The organism is Pseudomonas sp. IT-P74, assembly GCF_949768175.1.
GTDB lineage: Bacteria > Pseudomonadota > Gammaproteobacteria > Pseudomonadales > Pseudomonadaceae > Aquipseudomonas.
In genome coordinates this window covers 324,815-347,093 of the sequence record NZ_CATKQD010000011.1, presented here as the reverse complement: position 1 = coordinate 347,093, position 22,279 = coordinate 324,815, and the positions used below count along the sequence as shown (strand labels likewise).

The 22,279-nt window shown below is 58.4% G+C and carries 10 protein-coding genes; 6 read left to right on the top strand and 4 right to left on the bottom strand.

Going from position 1 to position 22,279, the window contains the following annotated elements:
• Positions 1-488 precede the first annotated feature (488 nt).
• From ACM6J5_RS10645 to ACM6J5_RS10625, 5 genes are all read left to right on the top strand, one after another.
• Complete coding sequence (locus ACM6J5_RS10645; RefSeq protein WP_414928467.1) at positions 489-11,138, top strand: peroxidase family protein; 10,650 nt, start codon at positions 489-491, stop codon at positions 11,136-11,138.
• A gap of 185 nt (positions 11,139-11,323) precedes the next feature.
• The gene (locus ACM6J5_RS10640; RefSeq protein WP_191628408.1) at positions 11,324-11,899 is read left to right on the top strand and encodes a hypothetical protein; all 576 of its coding nucleotides are present in this window, start codon (positions 11,324-11,326) and stop codon (positions 11,897-11,899) included.
• A gap of 685 nt (positions 11,900-12,584) precedes the next feature.
• Positions 12,585-13,232 carry a hypothetical protein gene (locus tag ACM6J5_RS10635; RefSeq protein WP_150673480.1) on the top strand — a complete coding sequence of 216 codons (648 nt, stop codon included), beginning with the start codon at positions 12,585-12,587 and terminating at the stop codon, positions 13,230-13,232.
• Positions 13,233-13,381: 149 nt separating this feature from the next.
• Positions 13,382-15,421 (top strand): FAD-dependent oxidoreductase, encoded by a 2,040-nt coding sequence (locus ACM6J5_RS10630; RefSeq protein ID WP_414928466.1) that lies wholly within the window; start codon positions 13,382-13,384, stop codon positions 15,419-15,421.
• A 155-nt stretch (positions 15,422-15,576) separates the two neighbouring features.
• A complete protein-coding gene (locus ACM6J5_RS10625) occupies positions 15,577-16,503 on the top strand; it encodes a 1-aminocyclopropane-1-carboxylate deaminase/D-cysteine desulfhydrase (RefSeq protein ID WP_414928465.1) in 927 nt (308 codons plus the stop codon).
• Between the two features lie 123 nt (positions 16,504-16,626).
• Here ACM6J5_RS10625 and ACM6J5_RS10620 read toward each other — a convergent pair whose 3' ends face one another.
• The 4 genes from ACM6J5_RS10620 to ACM6J5_RS10605 all read right to left on the bottom strand — a co-directional run bounded on the left by ACM6J5_RS10620 (position 16,627) and on the right by ACM6J5_RS10605 (position 20,875).
• The gene (locus tag ACM6J5_RS10620; protein WP_414928464.1) at positions 16,627-17,187 is read right to left on the bottom strand and encodes a cytochrome b; all 561 of its coding nucleotides are present in this window, start codon (positions 17,185-17,187) and stop codon (positions 16,627-16,629) included.
• A 208-nt stretch (positions 17,188-17,395) separates the two neighbouring features.
• A complete protein-coding gene (locus tag ACM6J5_RS10615) occupies positions 17,396-18,790 on the bottom strand; it encodes an undecaprenyl-phosphate glucose phosphotransferase (protein WP_414928463.1) in 1,395 nt (464 codons plus the stop codon).
• A gap of 391 nt (positions 18,791-19,181) precedes the next feature.
• A complete protein-coding gene (locus ACM6J5_RS10610) occupies positions 19,182-19,841 on the bottom strand; it encodes a winged helix-turn-helix domain-containing protein (RefSeq protein WP_414928462.1) in 660 nt (219 codons plus the stop codon).
• A gap of 293 nt (positions 19,842-20,134) precedes the next feature.
• Positions 20,135-20,875 (bottom strand): winged helix-turn-helix domain-containing protein, encoded by a 741-nt coding sequence (locus ACM6J5_RS10605; protein WP_414928461.1) that lies wholly within the window; start codon positions 20,873-20,875, stop codon positions 20,135-20,137.
• 558 nt (positions 20,876-21,433) lie between these two features.
• Here ACM6J5_RS10605 and ACM6J5_RS10600 point away from each other — a divergent pair.
• On the top strand, positions 21,434-22,267 hold the full coding sequence (locus ACM6J5_RS10600) for an undecaprenyl-diphosphate phosphatase (RefSeq protein WP_095946169.1): 834 nt from the start codon (positions 21,434-21,436) through the stop codon (positions 22,265-22,267).
• Positions 22,268-22,279 lie beyond the last annotated feature (12 nt).

Below are 22,279 nucleotides of genomic sequence, written 5' to 3'. Positions count from 1 at the left end.
TTTCGCTCTATACCAACACACAACTTTCTATATATCTTTTAAAAACAGCTAGTTGGGATGCCTACCACCAGTCGTCAGTTTTAACGACGTAATATTGACAAAGATTTGCTATGGAACTTTAGTCTTAGTTATCGGGGGGCCCGCCCGCCTGAAGCCTGCCATCGCTTTGGCAGCGCAAGGCGCGGTGATTTTCCCGAGAGGAGCAGAATCATGTCGATCATTTCGTTCTTTTGCAGAGGGAAGGGGCTTTCCAGGACGTTTGCCTTCACTTCCAGATTCCATGGCCCGCCCAGGGCTCGAATCCGCTCTGCCTGATCGCCCGGCGAGCAATTCATATAGCGAATTCCAGGCGCTGATCCCGGGTCCCGGGTAACGCCAGCTCTCGCAAAAAAACACAACCAACAAACTGCGCAAGCCAGCACTTGACTTGGCGCGGGAGGATTTTCTCGTCCCGCGCCTTTACCCAGACAGATCGAGGGCAATCCAAAATGGCCAATTTCAGCAAGTCGGACCTGGAGTTCATCCTCAAGCAAATCTTTATCGCCGAAGCGAATGCCGCCGGCACCAGCCTCATTGATTTGCTTCCCAATTCTCAGGTGCCGTTCGGCCTGCGTACCGTCGATGGCAGCTTTAACAACCTGGTCACCGGCCAGAGTGATTTTGGCGCCGCGGACGCTGACTTCCCGCGCCTGCTCGATCCTTCCTTTCTATCGCCGCAATACGCCGGAACAGGCACGGTGATCGATCCGCAACCACGGATTATCAGTAACCTGGTCGTCGACCAGACCGCCAACAACCCGGCGGCCTATGCCTCAGCGTTCGATCCAGGCCTGGACGGTGTGCTCAACTTCGGCACGGTGGGTAATGACGACGTACTCAAGGAAGGCGTACAGATAGTCACCAGCCCCGGGCTCGATGGCGTGTTCGGCACGGCCGATGACAAGGATGTGTTCTTCTATCCCAACGTGTCGCCGGACGTCGGCCTGACCGCCAGCTTCAACTCGTGGATGACCTTCTTCGGCCAGTTCTTCGACCACGGTCTCGACCTGGTCACCAAGAGCGCGACCGACGTCGTGTTCATTCCGCTGCAGGCGGACGATCCGTTGTTCGTACCGGGCAGCCCGACCAACTTCATGGTGCTGTCACGTGCAGTGCGTACCGCGGGCGCGGACGGAGTCGTCGGCACGGTCGATGATGGCCAGACCAACACCACTTCGCCGTTCGTCGACCAGAGCCAAACCTACAGCTCGCACCCCTCGCATCAGGTGTTCCTGCGTGAATACGTGCTCAACGCGGCAGGCGATCCTGTTGCAACGGGGCGCTTGATTACCAATCGCGACCTCGGCGCCGATGGCCTGTTCGGCACCGCCGATGATGGCGCCAGCGAAAATGGCGGCATGGCGACCTGGAAAGTGGTCAAGGCCCAGGCCCGTGACATTCTGGGCATCAACCTGACCGACGCCGACGTGCACAACGTGCCATTGCTGGCAACCGATGCGTACGGCAACTTCATCCGCGGGCCGAACGGCATGCCGCAGGTGGTGATTCGTATCAGCAACGGTGCCGACGGCATCGCCGGCACGGCTGACGACGTCACTCAACTGGTCGAAGGCAACCGGGCAGCTCCCATCAGTCTGGCCAACGCCGTGAGTACCGGGCATGGTTTCCTCGACGACATCGCCCACAATGCCGCGCCGGTCGTCGTCGGCGGGGTTCTGCAGGCGGACGCCGACATCGCTGTCGGCAATGCGCAGCCCGTTGGCCCTACCGGCAACAACCTGACCTATGACAACGAACTGCTCGACGCCCACTACATTGCCGGCGACGGCCGGGTCAACGAGAACATCGGCCTGACCACCGTGCACCATGTGTTCCACTCCGAGCACAACCGCCTGGTCCAGCAAACCAAGGACACCCTCATTGCCGCCGGCGACCTGGCCTTCCTCAATGAGTGGCTGGCGGTCGACGTGACCGCGATACCGACTACACCTGCCGGGATCGCGGCATTGGTGTGGGATGGCGAACGCCTGTTCCAGGCCGCCAAGTTCGGCACCGAGATGCAGTACCAGCACCTGGTGTTCGAGGAGTTTGCGCGGACCATTCAGCCGCAGGTCGACGAGTTCCTTGCGCCCAGCGGCTATGACACCTCGATCAACCCGGCAATCCTCGCCGAGTTCGCCCACGTGGTGTACCGCTTCGGTCACTCGATGTTGACCGAGACCGTCGATCGCTTCGATCCCGCGTTCAATCCGCTGCTCACTGACCCGGCCAATCCGGACTCGCAACTGGGTCTGATCGCGGCCTTCCTCAACCCGCTGGCGTTCGCCGGCAGCGGGGTGACTGCGGACCAGGCGGCAGGGGCGATCGTTCGCGGTGTGACCCGCCAGGTCGGCAACGAACTCGATGAGTTCGTCACCGAAGCGTTGCGCAACAATCTGCTAGGTCTGCCGCTCGATTTGCCGGCCCTGAACCTGGCGCGCGGTCGCGACACCGGTATCCCCACGTTGAATGAAGCGCGTCGGGAGATGTACGCATCGACCGGTGACAGCCAACTCACGCCGTACATCAGTTGGGCTGACCTGGTTGACCATCTCAAGCACCCCGAGTCGCTGGTCAACTTCATCGCGGCCTATGGCACCCATAGCACGATCACGGCGGCGCTCACGCTGGCAGACAAACGCGCTGCAGCCTTTGCGCTGGTATTCAATGTTGCGGGTTCGCCGGCTGACCGCCTGGACTTCCTCAACAGCACCGGTGCCTACGCCAACGTAACGACGGCCGGCAGGGATGGGGTACTGGGTACTGCCGATGACCTGACCGGTGTGACGGTCACGGGCGTCGACGACATCGACTTCTGGGTCGGTGGCCTCGCCGAACAGAAGATGCCGTTCGGCGGCATGCTCGGCTCGACCTTCAACTTCGTGTTTGAAACCCAGATGGAGGCGTTGCAGAACGGCGACCGCTTCTACTACCTGTCGCGTACCGCGGGCCTGAACTTCGGCACCGAGTTGGAAAACAACTCTTTTGCCAAGCTGATCATGCTCAACACCGATGTCACCCACCTGTCGAACACCGTGTTCCTGACGCCGACGTTCACCCTCGAAGTGAATCAGGCCTCTCAGTTCACCGGCCTTGGCGTGGATGGCCGTGCCGACCCGATTGGCGGCATCCTGATCAACGGCGTCGAAGTCGTGTCCCTTGTGATTCGCGACAACCCCGACACCGTGGGTCCGGACACCAACTATCTGCAGTACACCGGTGAAGACCATATCGTCATGGGTGGCACCGCCGGCAATGACATCATCATTTCCGGTGACGGCGATGACACCCTTTACGGCGACGCAGGCAACGACCGCCTCGAAGGCGGTGCGGGCAACGATGCGGTACTGGGTGGCGATGGCGATGACATCATCAGCGACTCGTTCGGTGACAACCGTCTGGAAGGCAATGCCGGTAACGATGTGATCGTGGCCGGCAGCATGCTTGCTGCAGGCAACCTGATCCTGGGTGGCGATGGTCAGGACTTCATCATCACCACCGAAGACATCACCACCACCTTCGGCGGCCAGGGTGACGACTTCATCCTCGGTGCCAAGACCAACCTGCCACCGACCGGCAACGAAGGTGATGACTGGATCGAGAAGGGCACCCAGGACGGTGCGCCTGGCGATAACTTCGCGCCACTGCTCACTGACGATGTGATCGGCAACGACATCTTTGTCGGTGGTGGCGGCTTTGACGAGATGATCGGCGAGGGTGGCGACGACATCTTTATCGGCAGCGATGCCCAGGACAAGATGGACGGCATGTCCGGTTTCGACTGGATCAGCTACAAGAATGACCGGGTCGGCGTGACGGCTGACCTGAGCATGGCCGCGCTGGCGCAGCCCCACGGCAATACACCAAACCAGAATGCCGGCGTATTCAATCCGGTCGGTGCCTCGCCAGCCTCGATTCTCGACCGTTTTGCCGAGGTCGAAGGCTTGTCCGGTTCGAGCTTCGGCGATGTGCTCAAGGGCGATGATGTCAATGCGGACACCATCATCAACCACGGTGGTACCACGGGCAGTGCGCTGACCAATGTCGCGTTGATCCGCGGACTGGACCAGTTCCTGGCCGATGCCGGATTGCCGGTCACCGGTTTTGCCACCGGCAACATCATCCTCGGCGGTGATGGCAGTGACCTGATCGAAGGCCGTGGCGGCGATGACCTGATCGATGGCGACAAATGGATCAACGTCAGGATTGCCGTTTATGCCGCTGGTGATGTCAACCATACCGGCCCCGAGATCGCCTCCTTCGACAGCATGGTCGATATGATCCCGTTCATGCTGGACGGCACCTTTAACCCTGGTCAGCTCAAGGCCGTGCGGGAAATCATGCCTGGCACCTCGACTGGCGGGGCGGCCTTCGACACCGCCATTTTCTCCGGGCTTGAAGCCGAGTATGCGGTCACTGTCGACGATCGTGGCACGAACGATGTGACGGACGATGTCTGGACAGTGGCCGATAGCGTCGCGGGTCGAGACGGCATCGATACGCTGCTGCATATCGAACGCCTGCAGTTCGCCGATAACCAGCAAGTGCTGGTGGACGGTCTCAATGCCCAACCGGATGGCAGTCCGACTGTCGCGGATGGCAACGGCGGCGCGATTACCGTGGGCGATTTACTGACGGTCAGCGTGGCCGGGGTGAGCGATGGCGACAACGTCGCGGCGGGCAATCCGCAGGGATTGATCACCAACTCCTCTGTGTCCTACGTCTGGCAGTTCGAGGCCACTCCAGGCAGCGGCGTATTTGAGGATATCATCCTGTTGCCGGCTGGCGACCTGGCGTTCCAGAGTGCCGACGGCACTGCGTTCAAGGTCTCTCCTGACCTCGCCGGGTTGTCATTGCGGGTCAAGGCGATCTATCAGGACGGTCACGGCACCACGGAGATCCTGTTCTCCACGCCGACGGCTGCCATCGTTGCCGGTGCACCGGTTACGCCAACGCCACTGGTACCTGTAGTCGATGCCACCGCGGGTGGCGCGGGCCTGCACATGGTCCGCTCCGACCTCAACTTCATTCTTGACCAGATCAGGATTGCCGAGGCGGATGCGGCCGGCCAGGACATCCTCTCGCTGATCCCGAACATCCGCGCGCCGCTGGGACTGCGTACGGTCGACGGGTCGAACAACAACCTGATGAACCTCAACGGCAACAACCACACCGAGTTTGGTGCCGCCGATAACCTCTTTCCGCGCTTGACCGATCCGGTCTTCAATCCGGCGGAAGGGGGAACGTCGTATGCGCAGAGCAGCGGCCTTGTGACTGACTCGCAGCCGCGCACCATCAGTAACCTGATCGTCGACCAGACGGCGAACAACCCGGCGGCCTATGCCACGGCATTCAACCCGGGCCTGGACGGTGTGCTCAACTTCGGTGCAGTGGGTAACGACGACGTGCTCAAGGACGGCGTACAGATTGTTGCCAGCCCCGGGCTGGATGGACAGTTCGGTACGGCCGACGACCGCGATGTGTACCTGATCGAAAACACCGCGCCGGATGCGGGATTGTCCGCGCCGTTCAACGCCTGGATGACCTTCTTCGGGCAGTTCTTCGATCATGGTCTGGACCTGGTGACCAAAGGCGGTTCGGGTACCGTGTTTATCCCGCTGCAACCGGATGATCCGCTGTTTGTGCCAGGTAGCCCGACGAACTTCATGGTCCTCACTCGCGCGACCAACCAGCCAGGGGCGGATGGCGTTCTTGGTACGGCCGACGACATCCATGAGCACACCAACACCACCTCGCCGTTCGTGGACCAGAACCAGACCTATAGCTCGCACCCGTCGCATCAGGTGTTCTTGCGCGGTTATGAACTGACCGCCAACGGCCCCGTAGCGACTGGCCGGTTGATCACCAACCGTGATCTGGGTGTGGATGGCACGTTTGGTACCGCGGACGACGTCGAAATCGGTGGCATGGCAACCTGGAAGGTGGTCAAGGCGCAAGCCCGCGACATCCTGGGTATCAACCTTACCGATGCCGATATCGACAGCGGCCCGCTGCTGGCGACTGACGCCTATGGCAACTTCATCAAAGGGCCGAACGGCTTCCCGCAGGTTGTCATTCGGGTCAACAACGGGGCGGACGGCATTGCCGGCAACGCCGATGACGTCACTACGCTTGTCGAAGGCAATCCGGCCAGTCCGGTAAGCCTCGTGAACGCGGTGCGCACCAGCCATGCCTTCCTCAACGACATCGCCCACAACGCCGTGCCGGTCGTTACCGGCGGGGTTCTGCAGGCGGATGCCGACACCCTTGTCGGGAATGCTCAGCCCGTTGGCCCAGGCGGCAACAACCTGACCTATGACAACGAACTGCTCGACGCTCACTACATCGCCGGCGACGGCCGGGTCAACGAGAACATCGGCCTGACCGCGGTGCATGCGATCTTCCACTCCGAGCACAACCGCCTGGTCCAGCAGACCAAGGACACCGTGCTCGACTCGGGTGACGTGGCCTTCCTCAACGAGTGGCTGCTCAATCCGGTGGCGGCATTGCCAACCACCCAGGCCGAGTTCGATGCGCTGCAGTGGAATGGCGAGCGCTTGTTCCAGGCGGCCAAGTTCGGCACCGAAATGCAGTATCAGCACCTGGTGTTCGAGGAGTTTGCGCGGACCATCCAGCCTAGAGTCGACCTGTTCTTCGCACCGACCCAGGTCTACGACGTCGACCTCGATGCCTCGATCGTCGCCGAGTTCGCCCACACCGTGTACCGGTTTGGCCACTCGATGCTGACCGAGACCGTCGATCGCTTCGATATCGACTTCAACGTGATAGGCGATCCGGCCAGCGCTAATCCCGATCAGCAACTGGGCTTGATCGCGGCGTTCCTTAACCCGTTGGCGTACGCCGCCAGTGGCGTGTCGCCAGAGGATGCGACCAGTGCGATCATACGTGGGGTGACTCGGCAAGCCGGTAACGAAATCGACGAGTTCGTCACCGAGGCGCTGCGCAATAACCTGCTCGGCCTACCGCTCGACCTGCCGGCGATCAACATCGCCCGTGGCCGCGACGTGGGGATTCCCTCACTCAACGCGATCCGCCGCGACATCTACAGCCAGACCGGTGATACCCAACTCAAGCCGTACACCAGCTGGGTCGATCTGGTGCAGTACCTCAAACACCCGGAGTCGTTGATCAACTTCATCGCGGCCTATGGCACGCATGACACGATCACGGCGGCGACCACACTGGAAGGCAAGCGCGCGGCAGCTCTGGCGCTGGTATTCGGTGGTGTGGGCGCACCGGCTGACCGTCTGGACTTCCTCAACAGCACGGGTGCCTTTGCCAACGTAACGCTGGCCGGCACGGATGGCGTGCTGGGCACCACCGACGATCTGAGGAACGTGACGGTCACTGGCGTCGATGCCATCGATCTCTGGATCGGCGGTCTGGCCGAAGCGAAAACCCCGTTCGGCGGCATGCTCGGCTCGACCTTCAACTTCGTGTTCGAGAACCAGCTGGAAAAACTGCAGGACGGCGACCGCTTCTACTACCTGGAGCGTACCTCTGGCCTGTCGATGAATGCCGAACTTGAAAGCAACTCGTTCGCCAAGCTGATCATGGCCAACACGTCGGCCACTCACTTGCCGGGCCTGGTGTTCTCGGATCCGGGGTTCTATCTGGAAGTGGACCAGGGCAGGCAATTCAACGAAGGCCTGCTCACCGCCGACCCGCTCGGCCCGAACGGCGAGCAGGTAGTGTTCCGCGACAACCCGCTGACCGTGGGGGCGGACACCAACTACATCAAGTACACAGGTGCCGAGCACATCGTGCTGGGTGGCACAGACGGCGCAGACATCCTCATCTCCAGTGAAGGCGATGACACGGTCTGGGGTGATGGCGGCAACGATCGCATCGACGGCGGTGACGGCAACGATCAACTGCGCGGTGGCGACGGCGACGACATCATCACCGACACCGGCGGCGACGATAACCTCCAGGGTGGCGACGGCAACGACGTGCTGCACGGAGGCAACGGCGTCAACCTGATCATTGGCGGGTTCGGCAACGACTTCATCATTACCGGTGAGGACGCCTCCGAGGCCATTGGTGGCCAGGGCAATGACTTCATCCTGGGCAGCAAAGCCAACGAACAGGACATGGGTAACGAAGGCGACGACTGGATCGAGAAGGGCACCTCGGACGGTGCGCCTGGCGACAACTTCGACCCGCTGGGCAACGACCCTGTGATCGGCCACGATGTTTACATCGGCGGCGGCGAGAACGATAAGTTCAACGGCGAAGGCGGTGACGACATCATGGTCGGCAGTCTCGGCTTTGGTGACCGCTATATCGGCGGCTCGGGCTATGACTGGGCGACCTTCAAGGATCTCGCCCAAGGCGTTAGCATCGATTTCAGCGACCGCTTCTTCGATGTGCCACCGATGCCGGGTTCGGGAGCCTCGGCGCTGGTGCGCTTCGACATCATGGAAGGTCTGTCGGGCTCGTCCCACGGTGACTTCCTGCGCGGCGATAGCACAGATGCGACATCGCTACCCACCGCGGGTGCAACCGGCAGTGTGCTGACCAACATCAGCCTGATCAACGGTCTGGCGGGTCTGCTGCCGGTCGGAGCGACGTTCTTCGACGGCGGCAACATCATCCTCGGTGGCAGCGGCAGCGACCTCATTGAAGGTCGCGGTGGCGACGACATCATCGACGGTGACAAGTGGCTGAACGTACGCATCAGCGTACGGGCAAATGCTGATGGCACCGGTGCGGAAATCGCCACGTTCGACAGCATGGGGCCGATGGTCCAGGCGATGTTGAACGGTACTTACAACCCGGGCCAACTGGTCATCGTGCGGGAGATCCTGACCGGCACTGACGACTTCGACACTGCGGTGTTCTCCGGTAATGCGTCGGAGTACACCGTCACTGTCGATGGCAACGCTGTCATCGTGACCGACCTGGTTGCAGGGCGTGATGGCGTCGATCGCCTGACGGGCATCGAGCGCCTGCAGTTCGCTGACCAGGCGCAGGCCTCCGGTGTTGGCACCGCCACGAACAGCGCTCCTGTGGGGCGTCTGGCGATCCTCGATGCTACCACCGGTGCTCGTGTCGATGCGCCTGTCGCCGGCCAGCTGCTGCGCGTCAGCAGCCAGACGGTACGCGACGCCAACAACCAGGGCGTGGCCAATGTGACCGGTGCGATTACCGGGGCCGTGTCTTACTACTGGCAGGTCGAAAACGTCCCGGGTTCGGGCATCTTTGAGGACATCACCTTTATCGCCGCAGGCGAGGCTTCACGGGCGACCGGCGCCTCCTATCTGGTGGCGGACGATGTCGCCGGTCTGAACATCCGTGTTCGGGCGGTGTATCAGGATGCCAATGGTACGCTGGAGATCGTCGACTCGTCGGCGAACAACGCACCGATCGCAGGGCCGGGCATCCTCGGGTTTGCGTTCCTGAACGAAGTGCTGGCCGCCAACCTGTCGACCCTCGTCGACGTCGATGGCCTCAGCAATCCGCAGTTCACCTTCCAGTGGCAGGAGACCAACGGGGTCAGCTTCGTCAACATCGCCGGAGCCACCAGTAGCACGTTCACGCTTGGTCAGGCTCAGGTCGGCGATCAAGTGCGCGTGGTGGTCAGTTTCGTGGATGACTTCGGTGTGACCGAAAGCATCGCATCCGACGCCACGGCCCCGGTACTCGTCGGTACTGTGTTTGCCGGTACCGTCGGTGCCGACACATGGATCGGCACGGCGGGCAATGATGTGGCCAGCGGAGGTGACGGCAACGACTTCATGAACGGCCAGGGTGGCAACGACATCATCAATGGTGACGCGGGCGATGACATTCTCATCGGTGGTAACGGTAACGACACGATGGCCGGCGGTATCGGCAACGATATCTACGAAGTCACCTCGGTCGGGGACGTGGTGACCGAGCTCGCCGGTGGCGGCAGCGACACGATCTGGACCTCGCTCGCGACCTACACCCTGGGTGCCAACGTCGAGAATCTGTATTTCGGCGGTAGCGGTAATTTCAGGGGCACCGGTAACGCGCTCGCCAACACACTCGTGGGCGGTGCGGGTAACGACATTCTCATCGGAGGTAATGGTAACGACACGATGGCCGGCGGTATCGGCAACGATATCTACGAAGTCACTTCCGCTGGGGACGTGGTGACCGAGCTTGCCGGTGGCGGCAGCGATACAATCTGGACCTCGCTCGCGACCTACACCCTGGGTGCCAACGTCGAAAATCTGTATTTCGGCGCAAGCGGCAATTTCAGGGGCACCGGTAACGTGCTCGCCAACACGATTGTGGGTGGTGCGGGTAACGACATTCTCATCGGCGGTAACGGTAACGACACGATGGCCGGCGGTATTGGCAACGATGTCTACGAGGTTACCTCCGTTGGGGACGTAGTGACCGAGCTCGCCGGTGCCGGTAGCGACACGATCTGGACCTCGCTCGCGACCTACACCCTGGGTGCCAACGTCGAGAATCTGTATTTCGGCAGTAGCGGCAATTTCAGGGCCACCGGTAACGCGCTCGACAACACGCTCGTGGGCGGTGCGGGTAACGACACTCTCATCGGTGGTAACGGCAACGACACGATGGCCGGCGGTATCGGCAACGATGTCTACGAAGTCACCTCCGCTGGGGACGTGGTGACCGAGGCCGCCGGTGCCGGTAACGATACGGTCTGGACCTCGCTCTCGAGCTACACCCTGGGTGCCAATGTCGAGAGTCTGTTCTTCGGCGGCAGCGGCAACTTCGCGGGCACGGGTAACACGCTCAACAACACGATCGTGGGTGGTGCGGGTAACGACGTGCTCACCGGTGGTGGTGGTAACGACCTGTTGAGTAGCGGTATCGGCGGCAACGATACCTTCGTGTTTGCTGCCGCGGGTTTCGGCACCGATGCGATCTTTAACTTCGGAGCCAATCTGGTCGCAGGGCACGACTTGCTCAACATCACGGGGTTGGGGATCACCAGTGCGACGTTCGCGGCCAACGTGAGCATAACGGCTGACGGGGCGGACACGATGGTGGGGATCGGGGCGGACTCCATCCGCCTTGTGGGTGTCGCCAGCGCGGCCGTTGATCAGACGGACTTCATTCTGGCCACTTGAGGTCCTGGTCAGTACTGTCGCAGGGAGCATGGACAGCGCAGGGGAGGGCAATGGATGCCCTCCCTTTCTCCTTCCATTCGATTGCCCATTAGCTATCGGGGTGCCAGCAGCGTACTGGAACTCATCAAAGCAGGTTGGAACCGAACTGCGAAATCAAAGAAACAATGGAAAAAGGAAACCCGGCCTTGAACATTTCAGCCATCTGCCTCTTGAGCAGCCTATTGGTTTCGGTCGCGGCATCTGCCAGCGGGGTCACTCCGCTCTTCGACCTGGACTTCACCCGATCAGCCACGCAAACGCTCAAAGAAATGGGCATCAACGACGCCTGTATTATCGCCGTCTCAAGTCCTGCTGCGTTTACCTACTGCCGGGAAGGATCATCAACGCTCTGGAAGTACCAGGCGCTGGATCTGGAGCAACAGGCGGTGATTCAGATTGGCCAACAGCGGTCTTCGGCGGACTATCAGCGAATAACCGTTGTGGAAGTCGATAGCGTTGCTTGCGAACAGGATCACCTTGCGCCATTGGTTAAACCGGCTTTCAGGCATGCACTTTTCCTTGGCCTGATTACCCTGTTTCTGTTGGCCGGCCTGCGATATACCTACCGGGCGATCATGCATTACTGTTATGACCAGGCCGGATTTTCGAAGTTCGGCTTGCAGCGATTGGACGAATCCTGGTCGACGCAAAACTCAACGGTAATGGCGTTGGTCGCATGGGGTATCGTGGCAGCTACGGCATTTATCTACTTCGGGTTTTGAGCGTAACCACAACTGGCGGGTATTCCGTTTTAATGTACTTTCCATTCGATAGGGTTTGACTGTGCACAGTTTTATTCGCTGACAATTAACTGACCTGATTGGCATCCTGTCTGTTTCAGTTAATCCTGCGTTGCCGTCTACCTGAAAGGGTGGCTGGATCACGGTGAATCCGCAGTTGAAGTTTGCTCTGGATGAGAGTCGCTCGCTATAGCGCGAGTTGTGAGATGTATAACAACTAGCGGATCCAATTTTCAATTGTCGAAGTGCATCTAGTCAAGCAGGCCAGTTGTCGTGGGCAATAGCGCGGAAGTTTACTCATTGCTGAAGCGTCAGGCGAACTTGCGCTGTGCACCGTTTGTCGGTGGTTTGTGCGAAAAATGAACATTGCAGCGTCTGCGGCCTCTGATCCTTGAGCACGTCAGCCATGACTTGCCTCCGCGATTGCAAAAAAAGAAGTGGAAATGGAATCTCAAATGCAGTGAAAGCAAATGGGGATTTTTTATCTGAAACTCAGGGAGGCAATAAACCAACCGGTCATTGATTTTCCAAGTGCGTCAATGAGGTTGACAGTGCCGAGTCCATGATTTGGCTTATCTTTTAGAAGTAAGGTCGTACAGGGTTTTTAATAATTAAAGATTCTGTCAAGTGGTCGATCCGTACTCTCGAATAAGGTGGAGAAATTACCGTGGCGATAAATACCATTATGAGTCTGCTGGAAAATAAGGAATTCCTGGAGTTTTTGCGTCTGGGCGTTATTTACGTTCATTTGGTGGCGTGTTGTGTGGCCATCGGTTTGGTGCTGACCAGTGATGTTGCGATGGTCAGGGACCTTTTAAAACGGAAAGTATTTACTGAGCATGATAATGCTCACATGGAAAGTCTTCAGAAGTCTGTCATCGTTGCACTCATAGCGTTATGGGTAACGGGTGTCGCTGTCGTCGGTATCGATTACCTGGGTAAAGGAGCCGATTACTTTTTGAATCCAAAGCTTCAAGCCAAAGTCATTATTGTGGCGTTGCTTAGTTACAACGGCGTCCTGTTGCATCGCCTGGTACTGCCGGCCCTGAAAAAGGCAGGCTCCTTGCTCAATCTCGGATTCAGTGCACGGATGATGGCGTTGGCCTGCGGGTCGTTGTCGGCAGTGTCCTGGCTGTATGCCGCCATGCTGGGAGTCGGGCGCCCTTTGGCCTGGAAGTATTCCCTTTCCGAACTGTTGATGGCTTATCCGCTGCTGATTGCGCTCGGGTTCCTGACGATGCTGGTGTTGACCCAGCGAGCGAAACAACAGGACGACTACGTTGCGCCTGCGCGGGCAGTAGCAAGCGCATGCTAGGCCGGTACTGAGTTTCTGCTCATTTTGATCAATAAGTTGTAACTTACGGTCATTGAGCGATGGCGGTGCGACTCTTAGTCTGTCGAACATGACTGATGGGGGCCACAGAGCCCCTGCACTTTCCGTGATCGCTCGATGTGGAGTTACCGATGACCGCCGCTCAATACCCGCACCTGCTGGCTCCGCTGGACCTGGGGTTCACCACGCTGCGCAATCGCACCCTGATGGGGTCGATGCACACTGGCCTTGAAGAGAAACCGGGTGGCTTCGAGCGCATGGCGGCGTACTTCGCCGAGCGTGCCCGTGGCGGTGTCGGCCTGATGGTTACCGGCGGTATCGGCCCGAACGACGAGGGTGGCGTGTATTCCGGCGCGGCCAAGCTGACGACCGAAGAAGAGGCGCTCAAGCACCGTATCGTCACCCGTGCCGTGCATGACGCGGGCGGCAAGATCTGCATGCAGATCCTCCATGCCGGTCGTTATGCCTACAGCCCGAAACAGGTTGCGCCCAGCGCGATCCAGGCGCCGATCAACCCGTTCAAGCCCAAGGAACTGGACGAGGAAGGCATCGAGAAGCAGATCAGCGATTTCGTTACCTGCTCGGTACTGGCACAAACCGCCGAGTACGACGGCGTGGAAATCATGGGCTCCGAAGGTTATTTCATTAACCAGTTCCTCGCCGCCCACACCAACCACCGTACCGACCGCTGGGGCGGCAGCTACGAAAACCGCATGCGCTTGCCGGTGGAGATCGTGCGTCGCGTGCGTGAAGCGGTAGGTCCGAACTTCATCATCATTTTCCGCCTGTCGATGCTCGACCTGGTCGAAGGCGGCAGCACCTGGGGAGAGATCGTTCAACTGGCCAAGGCCATCGAGCAGGCCGGCGCGACCATCATCAACACCGGTATCGGTTGGCACGAAGCGCGGATTCCGACCATCGCCACCAAAGTTCCACGCGCGGCCTTCAGCAAGGTCACGGCCAAGCTGCGAGGTTCGGTCAATATTCCGCTGATCACCACCAACCGTATCAACACCCCGGAAGTGGCCGAGCAGATCCTGGCCGACGGCGATGCCGACATGGTGTCCATGGCGCGGCCGTTCCTCGCCGACCCGGATTTCGTCAACAAGGCCGCTGAAGGCCGTGCCGATGAAATCAACACCTGCATCGGTTGCAACCAGGCCTGCCTCGACCACACCTTCGGCGGCAAGCTGACCAGTTGCCTGGTCAACCCGCGTGCCTGCCACGAAACCGAGCTCAACTATCTGCCGGTGCAGCAGTTGAAGAAAATTGCCGTGGTCGGTGCCGGTCCGGCCGGTTTATCTGCAGCGACCGTGGCCGCCGAGCGTGGCCATCAGGTGACGCTGTTCGATTCGGCCAGCGAGATCGGCGGTCAGTTCAACATTGCCAAGCGCGTTCCGGGCAAGGAAGAGTTCTACGAAACCATTCGCTACTTCAACCGCAAGTTGCAGACCACCAATGTCGAGGTGTGCCTGAACACCCGCGTCGACGTGGCCGGGCTGGTCGAGGGCGGTTACGACGAGATCATTCTGGCCACCGGCATTGCGCCGCGCGTGCCGGCCATTCCAGGGGTGGAAAACGCCAAGGTGCTGAGCTACCTGGACGTGATCCTGGCGCGCAAACCTGTCGGTAAGCGTGTCGCGGTGATTGGTGCCGGTGGTATCGGTTTCGACGTCTCCGAGTTCCTGGTGCATGAAGGTGTCGCCACCAGTCAGGATCGCGCCGCGTTCTGGAAAGAATGGGGCATCGATACGCATCTTGAAGCGCGCGGCGGTGTCGCGGGTATCAAGGCGGCACCCCATGCGCCGGCCCGCGAGGTATTCCTGCTGCAACGCAAGACGTCCAAGGTCGGCGACGGCCTGGGCAAGACCACCGGCTGGATTCATCGCACGGGCCTTAAGAACAAGCAGGTGCAGATGCTCAACAGTGTCGAATACCTGAAGATCGACGACGCAGGCCTGCACATCCGCATCGGCGAAACCGGCGAGCCGCAGGTGCTGCCAGTGGACAACATCGTGATTTGCGCCGGGCAGGATCCGCTGCGCGAATTGCATGACGGTCTGGTGTCGGCGGGGCAGAGTGTGCACCTGATCGGCGGCGCGGATGTTGCGGCAGAACTGGATGCCAAGCGGGCGATCAATCAGGGTTCGCGGTTGGCGGCGCAGTTGTAATAGCAGGCTCAGCATACCAATGGCTATCGCGAGCAGGCTCGCTCCCACCTTCGATCTGCTGAACGACACAGATTCAGTGGGGGAGCGAGCCTGCTCGCGATGGCTGTCTTTGAGCGACTAGAATGTAAATTCTTTTTTAGCTCAATCAGGCGCCAATGCTTCTCCCTCTCTCCACCTGGCTACCCCAGGCTCCCCTCCAACGCCTTGATCTCGACTGGCTCACTCAAGCCGGCATCGAAGTAGCGGTACTGCGTCTGGACCAGATCGACCCGCTGATCAGTGGCAACAAATGGTTCAAGCTCATCGAACACCTGAAGACCGCCGAACGCCTGGGTGCCGAGGGCATCATCAGTCTCGGTGGTGCGCACTCCAATCACCTCCACGCATTGGCGGCGGCGGGCAAGCGCCTGGGCTTTGCCACTGTCGGCCTGTTGCGCGGGCATCCGCAGCAAACCCCGACGGTCAAGGACTTGCAGGCGTTCGGCATGGAGTTGCACTGGCTCGGTTACGCAGGCTATCGAGCCAGGCATGAAGAGGGTTTCTGGCAACCCTGGCAAACCCGCTACCCGACGTTGCATCCGGTGCCTGAAGGGGGAGGCGGTTTGCCTGGCGCCCTGGGCTGCATGCAACTGCGGGCCAGCGTTTGCGCGCAACTGGAGGGCTTGGGTTGGCGTGACTACGACGGCTGGTGGCTGGCCTGCGGAACCGGCACAACCCTGGCCGGCCTGGTGCTGGCCGAAGCGGGGGATCATCCGGTGTACGGTGCCCTGGCGGTGCCTGACGACCACGGGGTGGCGCAGCAGGTCGAGAGGATCGTGCAGGAAGCGGGGCTGATCGATGCAGTGTATGAGCTGTTCGAGGCCAGTCGCGGCGGGTTTGCCAAGGTTGATCCGCTGCTGCTCGACTTTATCGAACAGACAGAGCAGGCGGGAAGCATTCCATTGGAGCCGCTGTATACCGGCAAGGCACTCATGGCCCTCAAGCAACAAGTCGAGGCGGGGAAGTTCGCCCGGGGCACTCGGCTGATATTCGTCCACACGGGCGGCTTGCAAGGGCGGCGGGGGTTCAACTCACAAGTCTGAAAGTCACCGAAAACCAATGTGGGAGCGAGCCTGCTCGCGATGGAGGTGTATCAGTCGACAAATGCGCCGAATGCAACACCCTCATCGCGAGCAAGCTCGCTCCCACATTGGAGTTCATTGGTCTCAGGCGTCGCGGTTCACCCGCTTGGGCATCATCCGCAGCAAGGTGTTATCACCCACTACATAGTGGTGATACAGCCCGGCCGCGGCATGCAGGCCGATCAGCCAATAGCCGATAGTGCCGCCGAGCTCATGCCAGTCCTGGAGTTGTTTGGCCAGGTCCTTGTCTTCCGCTACCAGCATCGGCAGGTCGAAACCGTAGAACATCACCTGATTGCCTTTGGCGCTGGTGACCAGCCAGCCGAGAATCGGCGTGACGATCATGAAAATGTACAGCGCCCAGTGCATCAGCCTGGCCAGCGTCGTTTGCCAGTGCGGCGAGGCCGGGAAGATCTGCGGCGCCGGGCCGAGGCTGCGCGCGAACAATCGCAGCCAGACCAGAACGAATACGGTCAGGCCGAGCATGAAGTGTGATTCTACGATCAGCGTGCGCCCACCACTGCCCTTGGGAAAGAGCCCGCGAAACTCGATACAGGCGTAAACCAGCACCAGCAGGACCAGCATCAACCAATGCAGCGCGATCGATACGGTGCTGTAGCGCGACTTGGAGTTTTTCCACGGCATACGGTGTTCCTCAGAGGTCCGGTTTAAAGCCACCGTTCTTGTCCGACGGTGTGCTCTAACTGTAATCCTGTTTCACCGGGTTTGCCTGAGACGATTGGTCGCTGGATGCTCTTGCTCTGGTAGCAGGGAGAAAAAATCTGCCGATTCACAGCGACGAAAAAGGGGACTTGCGTCCCCTTGCGGTGTTGCCTTGTGCAGCCCTAAACCGTCAGTAGATGTCCTTCGACAACAAGGTGAACGGCGTCTTCACCAGAATCTTCAGGTCCAGCCACAACGACCAGTTGTTGATGTACTTGAGGTCGATCTCGACACGCTTCTGCATCTTGTCGATGGTGTCGGTCTCGCCACGGCAACCGTTGATCTGCGCCAGGCCAGTGATGCCCGGTTTGATTCGGTGGCGCGCCATGTAGGCGAGAATTTTCCCGGAGTAGTAGTTGTTGTGCGCGATGGCATGAGGGCGCGGGCCGACCAGCGCCATTTGTCCTTGCAGCACGTTGAACAGTTGCGGCAACTCGTCCAGCGAAGTGCGACGGATGAAGCGTCCGACGGCGGTGATACGCGAGTCGTTACGGCTGGCCTGCTTGACTTCATGGTCGTCGTGCACACGCATGGAGCGGAACTTCCAGACCTGAATCACCTTGCCGTTCCAGCCATGGCGGTCCTGCTTGAAGAACACCGGGCCGGGGGAGTTGAGCTTTACGGCCAGGGCAATGACCAGCAACACCGGGCTCAACAGGATAATGGCCAGCAGGGCCACGCTCTTTTCCACCAGGCTTTTACTGAGCGCGGCAGTGGGCCGGCTGGTCAGCGGACTTTCGTTCAAGTAGATCGCCGGCAGGCCGTCCACGACTTTCACCGAGTGATTGAGCAGCGTCAGGCTGTTCAAGTCCGGCACCCAGACCACGTCAACGTTGGCATCCAGCAAATCGACGTACAGGGCTTCGATTTTTGCCGCTTCCGACAGGGGCAGCGTGATGTACAAACGACGGATGTCATGGGTCTTGATCAGTTCCAGCAAGTCCTCCTGGGCACCGACGATGCGCGGTGCGCCCGGCTCCAGGGCAGGAAGGGCGCCGTTGCTGACCAGGCCCACCAACGGCAGGTTTTCGAGGTCGCTCAGCTTGTTCGCCAATCCCAGCGCCAGTTCACCGGTGCCGACGATCAGGGTTTTATGCTCGCTTTTACGTGACCGCTGGTAGAACTTCGAGAACGCATGCAGCGGCGCATACAGCAACGCCTGGCCGAGGAAGCCGTACACCGCCCAACCCAGGATGACTTGTCGGGAAAACAGCTCATCGGCCTTGCAGATAAACGCGATGCAGGCCAGTGCCGCCATCGTCATGGACCAGCCCATGAACAGGCGTCCCAGCCCTGACAGATAATTGTCTCTTTTGCGGTACACACCACTGAACGTATAAGCCGGAACCGAGGCCAGTACGGCGAGCGTTGCGCACATTCTGTAATAGAACTCGACCGTTCCAGTGTGCCGCTCGGCAAGTATGAACAACAGGGAAACTACAAAGCCCTGTGCCAGCGCCCATTGCCCCCAAAAGGTAAGTCCCTTGAGGCCGGTGTTTCGATTGATACCAAGAGTAAGATCCATACAATATCCCCAAAAGACGTCCATTCAGGTTTCGACAGTTGAAATCCGAGTTGTTAAACAGACTTATTATTGTTGTTAGAGCGAGTGTCCTGAGGCAACAACGTCGATATGCCGAACTGTCGTCAGTCAATAGACTAAGTTATTGGCGGAGATGCTGTCTGACGAGTTCTAACAAGATGGCAAAGTGCCAACTATCAGTATTTTAGAAAAAGCCGAGCGTTAGAAAAGGTCGAATGGAAGGGGGTGAATAATTAGAGTGGTCTTTGGTATTGTAGGAGGGGTGGGGATGAGGGCGGTCTGACTGGCGCGGAGGTTGAAACCAAACAGAGTGCTTTTTTATTGTTGTAATCGCACTGTTTCTGTTTGTTTTATTCGTTAAAGGTGGAGGTGTTTACGCCACGACTTCCTGGATCAGGCAATAGCCGCGATTTCTTACTGCACGAAACAGCCGTTCACCATTGCTGGCACTTTTGAATTTGTCTTGCAGACGACTCAGGCACATTTCCAGGCCGCGGTATTGTTCCGGCTCCCTGCCGATGCTGAGGATCAGTTCGTCTCGACTGACGACACGCTCTTCATGGTGCAGCATTTTCTTTACCAGTGCAGCTTCCAATCCGGTCAGGCTGATCTCGACGCCCTCTTTTACCAATACGCTTTGATCCTTGTCGAGTTGCCAGGCTTCGCTGTATGGCGTGTCGCCCTCGATTGTTTGCGCAATATCGTTGGCTGCCCCGGCTGTTGTCGGCATGCTGTGGAATGGATTCGTCGATTGCGCTGCCAGCCATTCGGACTCCAGGGTGGCCAATAGTCGCTGTGTATCATGCTCGATACTGCGCGCAACGTTTTTCCTTGAAACGCTTGGGTAGCGGAACTCCATCAGCACGGGAGCGGAAGAGGGCGACGCAGCACCTTCAATAAACATTTGTGCCTGGGAGGTGCCAAACGAGTTGAAGCGCTCACTGGACAGGATGGTTTCAAGTTCACGCTGCGACGTAGTGCTGTGGGTCACGACGACAAAGTATTTCCTTGGGAGGGTTGTACTAGTTTCCATGTCTCTCTCCTGAAGTACACACCAAATTTGGCGAAAAGATGATCGGCAGGGGAGCAATGACTCCCTGGGAAGTGGTCGAAAGGCAGGGTCTGGGCCCAAATTTGGCCCTCGATAGGTTCCACTCGATCTGCTGCTATAGAATAAACTTTTATTGTTATGGTTCGATGTTGCCACGGTCATGGAATCGATAAATGCCTTTGGTATGAAATACAAAAAAAACGATGAAGTCTAGACTTTTGTCGTTAAGGAAATCGCCTGATTAGTTGATACTAAAGCGCCATCTCTTCTGTGTATCAGGGGGTTGAGATCAGCCCCCTCATCAACCGGTAACCATGCCCTCGGATGCTCTGGATGGCGTTTGTGCCATACATGTCCTTGATTTTTCCACGAAGGCGGCTGATCGACTTTTCCAGTGCCCTGGGGTCATAAAAGTTGGTGTTGAGCCCCATGATGTTGGCGATTTCATCGTGACTTAGTATGTGGTTACTGGTTTGCGCGAAGGCTTCGAGGATCTTCATTTCTGCAAAGGAGATGTCCAGCTTCTTGTTGGTACCCAGTAGACAAATACGGGTCGGGTCCAATATCAAATTGATATCTCTTTGCCATTCTTCACTGTTGAAGAACTCGGTAAGCAACTCAGAGCTTTCATCGGAAAGGGTATTGAACTTGATGCAGTAGTCGGCCCCCGCAAGATAGTACTTGATCTTGTTGTAGGCGCCCCGGCCCGTGATGACCGCGCAAATGATGGGTTTCAAGTTGCCGGTGCGCAGGTTTTCCACTAGCGCGAGGCTTTCCTCGAGGGCCTGGGGGCTGTCGATGATGATGAAGATGGCGCGATACGAACCAGAGCGTTCATTCTTCTTGAATGAACTAGTGTAGGAGTTGGCCTCTAGTGCCATATCGGTCCGCACATGCCTTGCGACTAGCGCTCTAAAATGTTCAGCCACGCCACGGGTACGACCCAGAGTGAGAACTCCGGGTTCATCGTTTGTCTGGCGCTGGCTTCTAGTCGCTAAGTTCCCTGTAAGCATCATGCATTGACTCGAATAGGTGCTGACATCGGGATGTTAAAGCACCGGTTCTCATCTGTGACTGACAATTGGTAACATTTACGCGAATTTTAGACGTGGCTCCCGAGTTTTTTAACAATATTTAAGCTTTTCAAGCTTTTAGTTGATTTTCTCGGCGAGCTGAACTAGTGAAATATCATCGTTAGATGGTGGCAATATGGAATTGTGCCACTATTTTGAAACGATGGCGATTTGTTTTTTGTGTCCTTTTGCCACTGTTTGGCCCACTGCGTGCCACCATTCATGCCAAGGTGCTGAATCCAGTAAGACACATAATTAGTGTGAGAGCGATCACACTTTATTGAGTGGCGAGACTTTTTTCTACTAAATAGCTAAATATATTTCCGAGCTGTTCGTACCCGGACGATTATTAACATGGCTTGAGTGTGTCTTTTGATAAGACATATTCTCCCTTGCTACATCAGGTAATGGGTGTGGATGTCTCGAATGTTTTGCTTGAGCTACTCAATATCTGAGTGCAGTTGACGGATCGTTCCCGCAGAACGGTCTGACGGAGGATTGATGGATTTCTGGACCCTTTTCAAAGTGTTGATCCTGGGCGCGGTAGAGGGCCTGACTGAGTTTTTGCCGATCTCCAGTACGGGCCACCAGATTATTGTTGCGGACTTGCTGGAATTTGGCGGTGAACGCGCCATGGCGTTCAATATCATTATTCAGCTGGGCGCAATCCTTGCCGTTGTCTGGGAGTTTCGCCGCAAGATTACAGAGATCGTCAAAGGACTGCCGACCCAACGCAATGCACAACGATTCACCCTGAACTTGCTGATCGGTTTTCTTCCGGCCGTGGTTCTGGGTGTCTTGTTCGCCGACCAGATTCATCACTATCTGTTCAACCCGATCACCGTGGCAGTCGCATTGGTCGTGGGCGGTATTGTCATGTTGTGGGCGGAGCAGAGGGACCACGTGGTGCACGTGGACCATGTCGACGACATGCGCTGGTCGGATGCACTGAAGGTAGGCTTTGCGCAATGCCTGGCGATGATCCCGGGCACTTCCCGTTCCGGATCGACCATTATCGGCGGCTTGCTGTTTGGCCTGTCGCGCAAGGCAGCCACCGAGTACTCGTTCTTCCTGGCGATGCCCACCATGGTCGGTGCGGCGGTGTATTCAGGCTACAAGTACCGAGAGCTGTTCCAGGCTGGCGACCTGCCGGTTTTCGCCCTGGGCTTCGTCACGGCGTTCTTTTTCGCCATGATCGCCGTACGCGGCCTGCTCAAGTTCATTGCGAACCATAGTTATGCCGCCTTCGCGTGGTACCGGATCGTTTTCGGATTGTTGATCCTGGCAACCTGGGCATTCGGATGGGTGAACTGGACGGCGGCGACCGCCGGCTGACAGGCGAGCCAG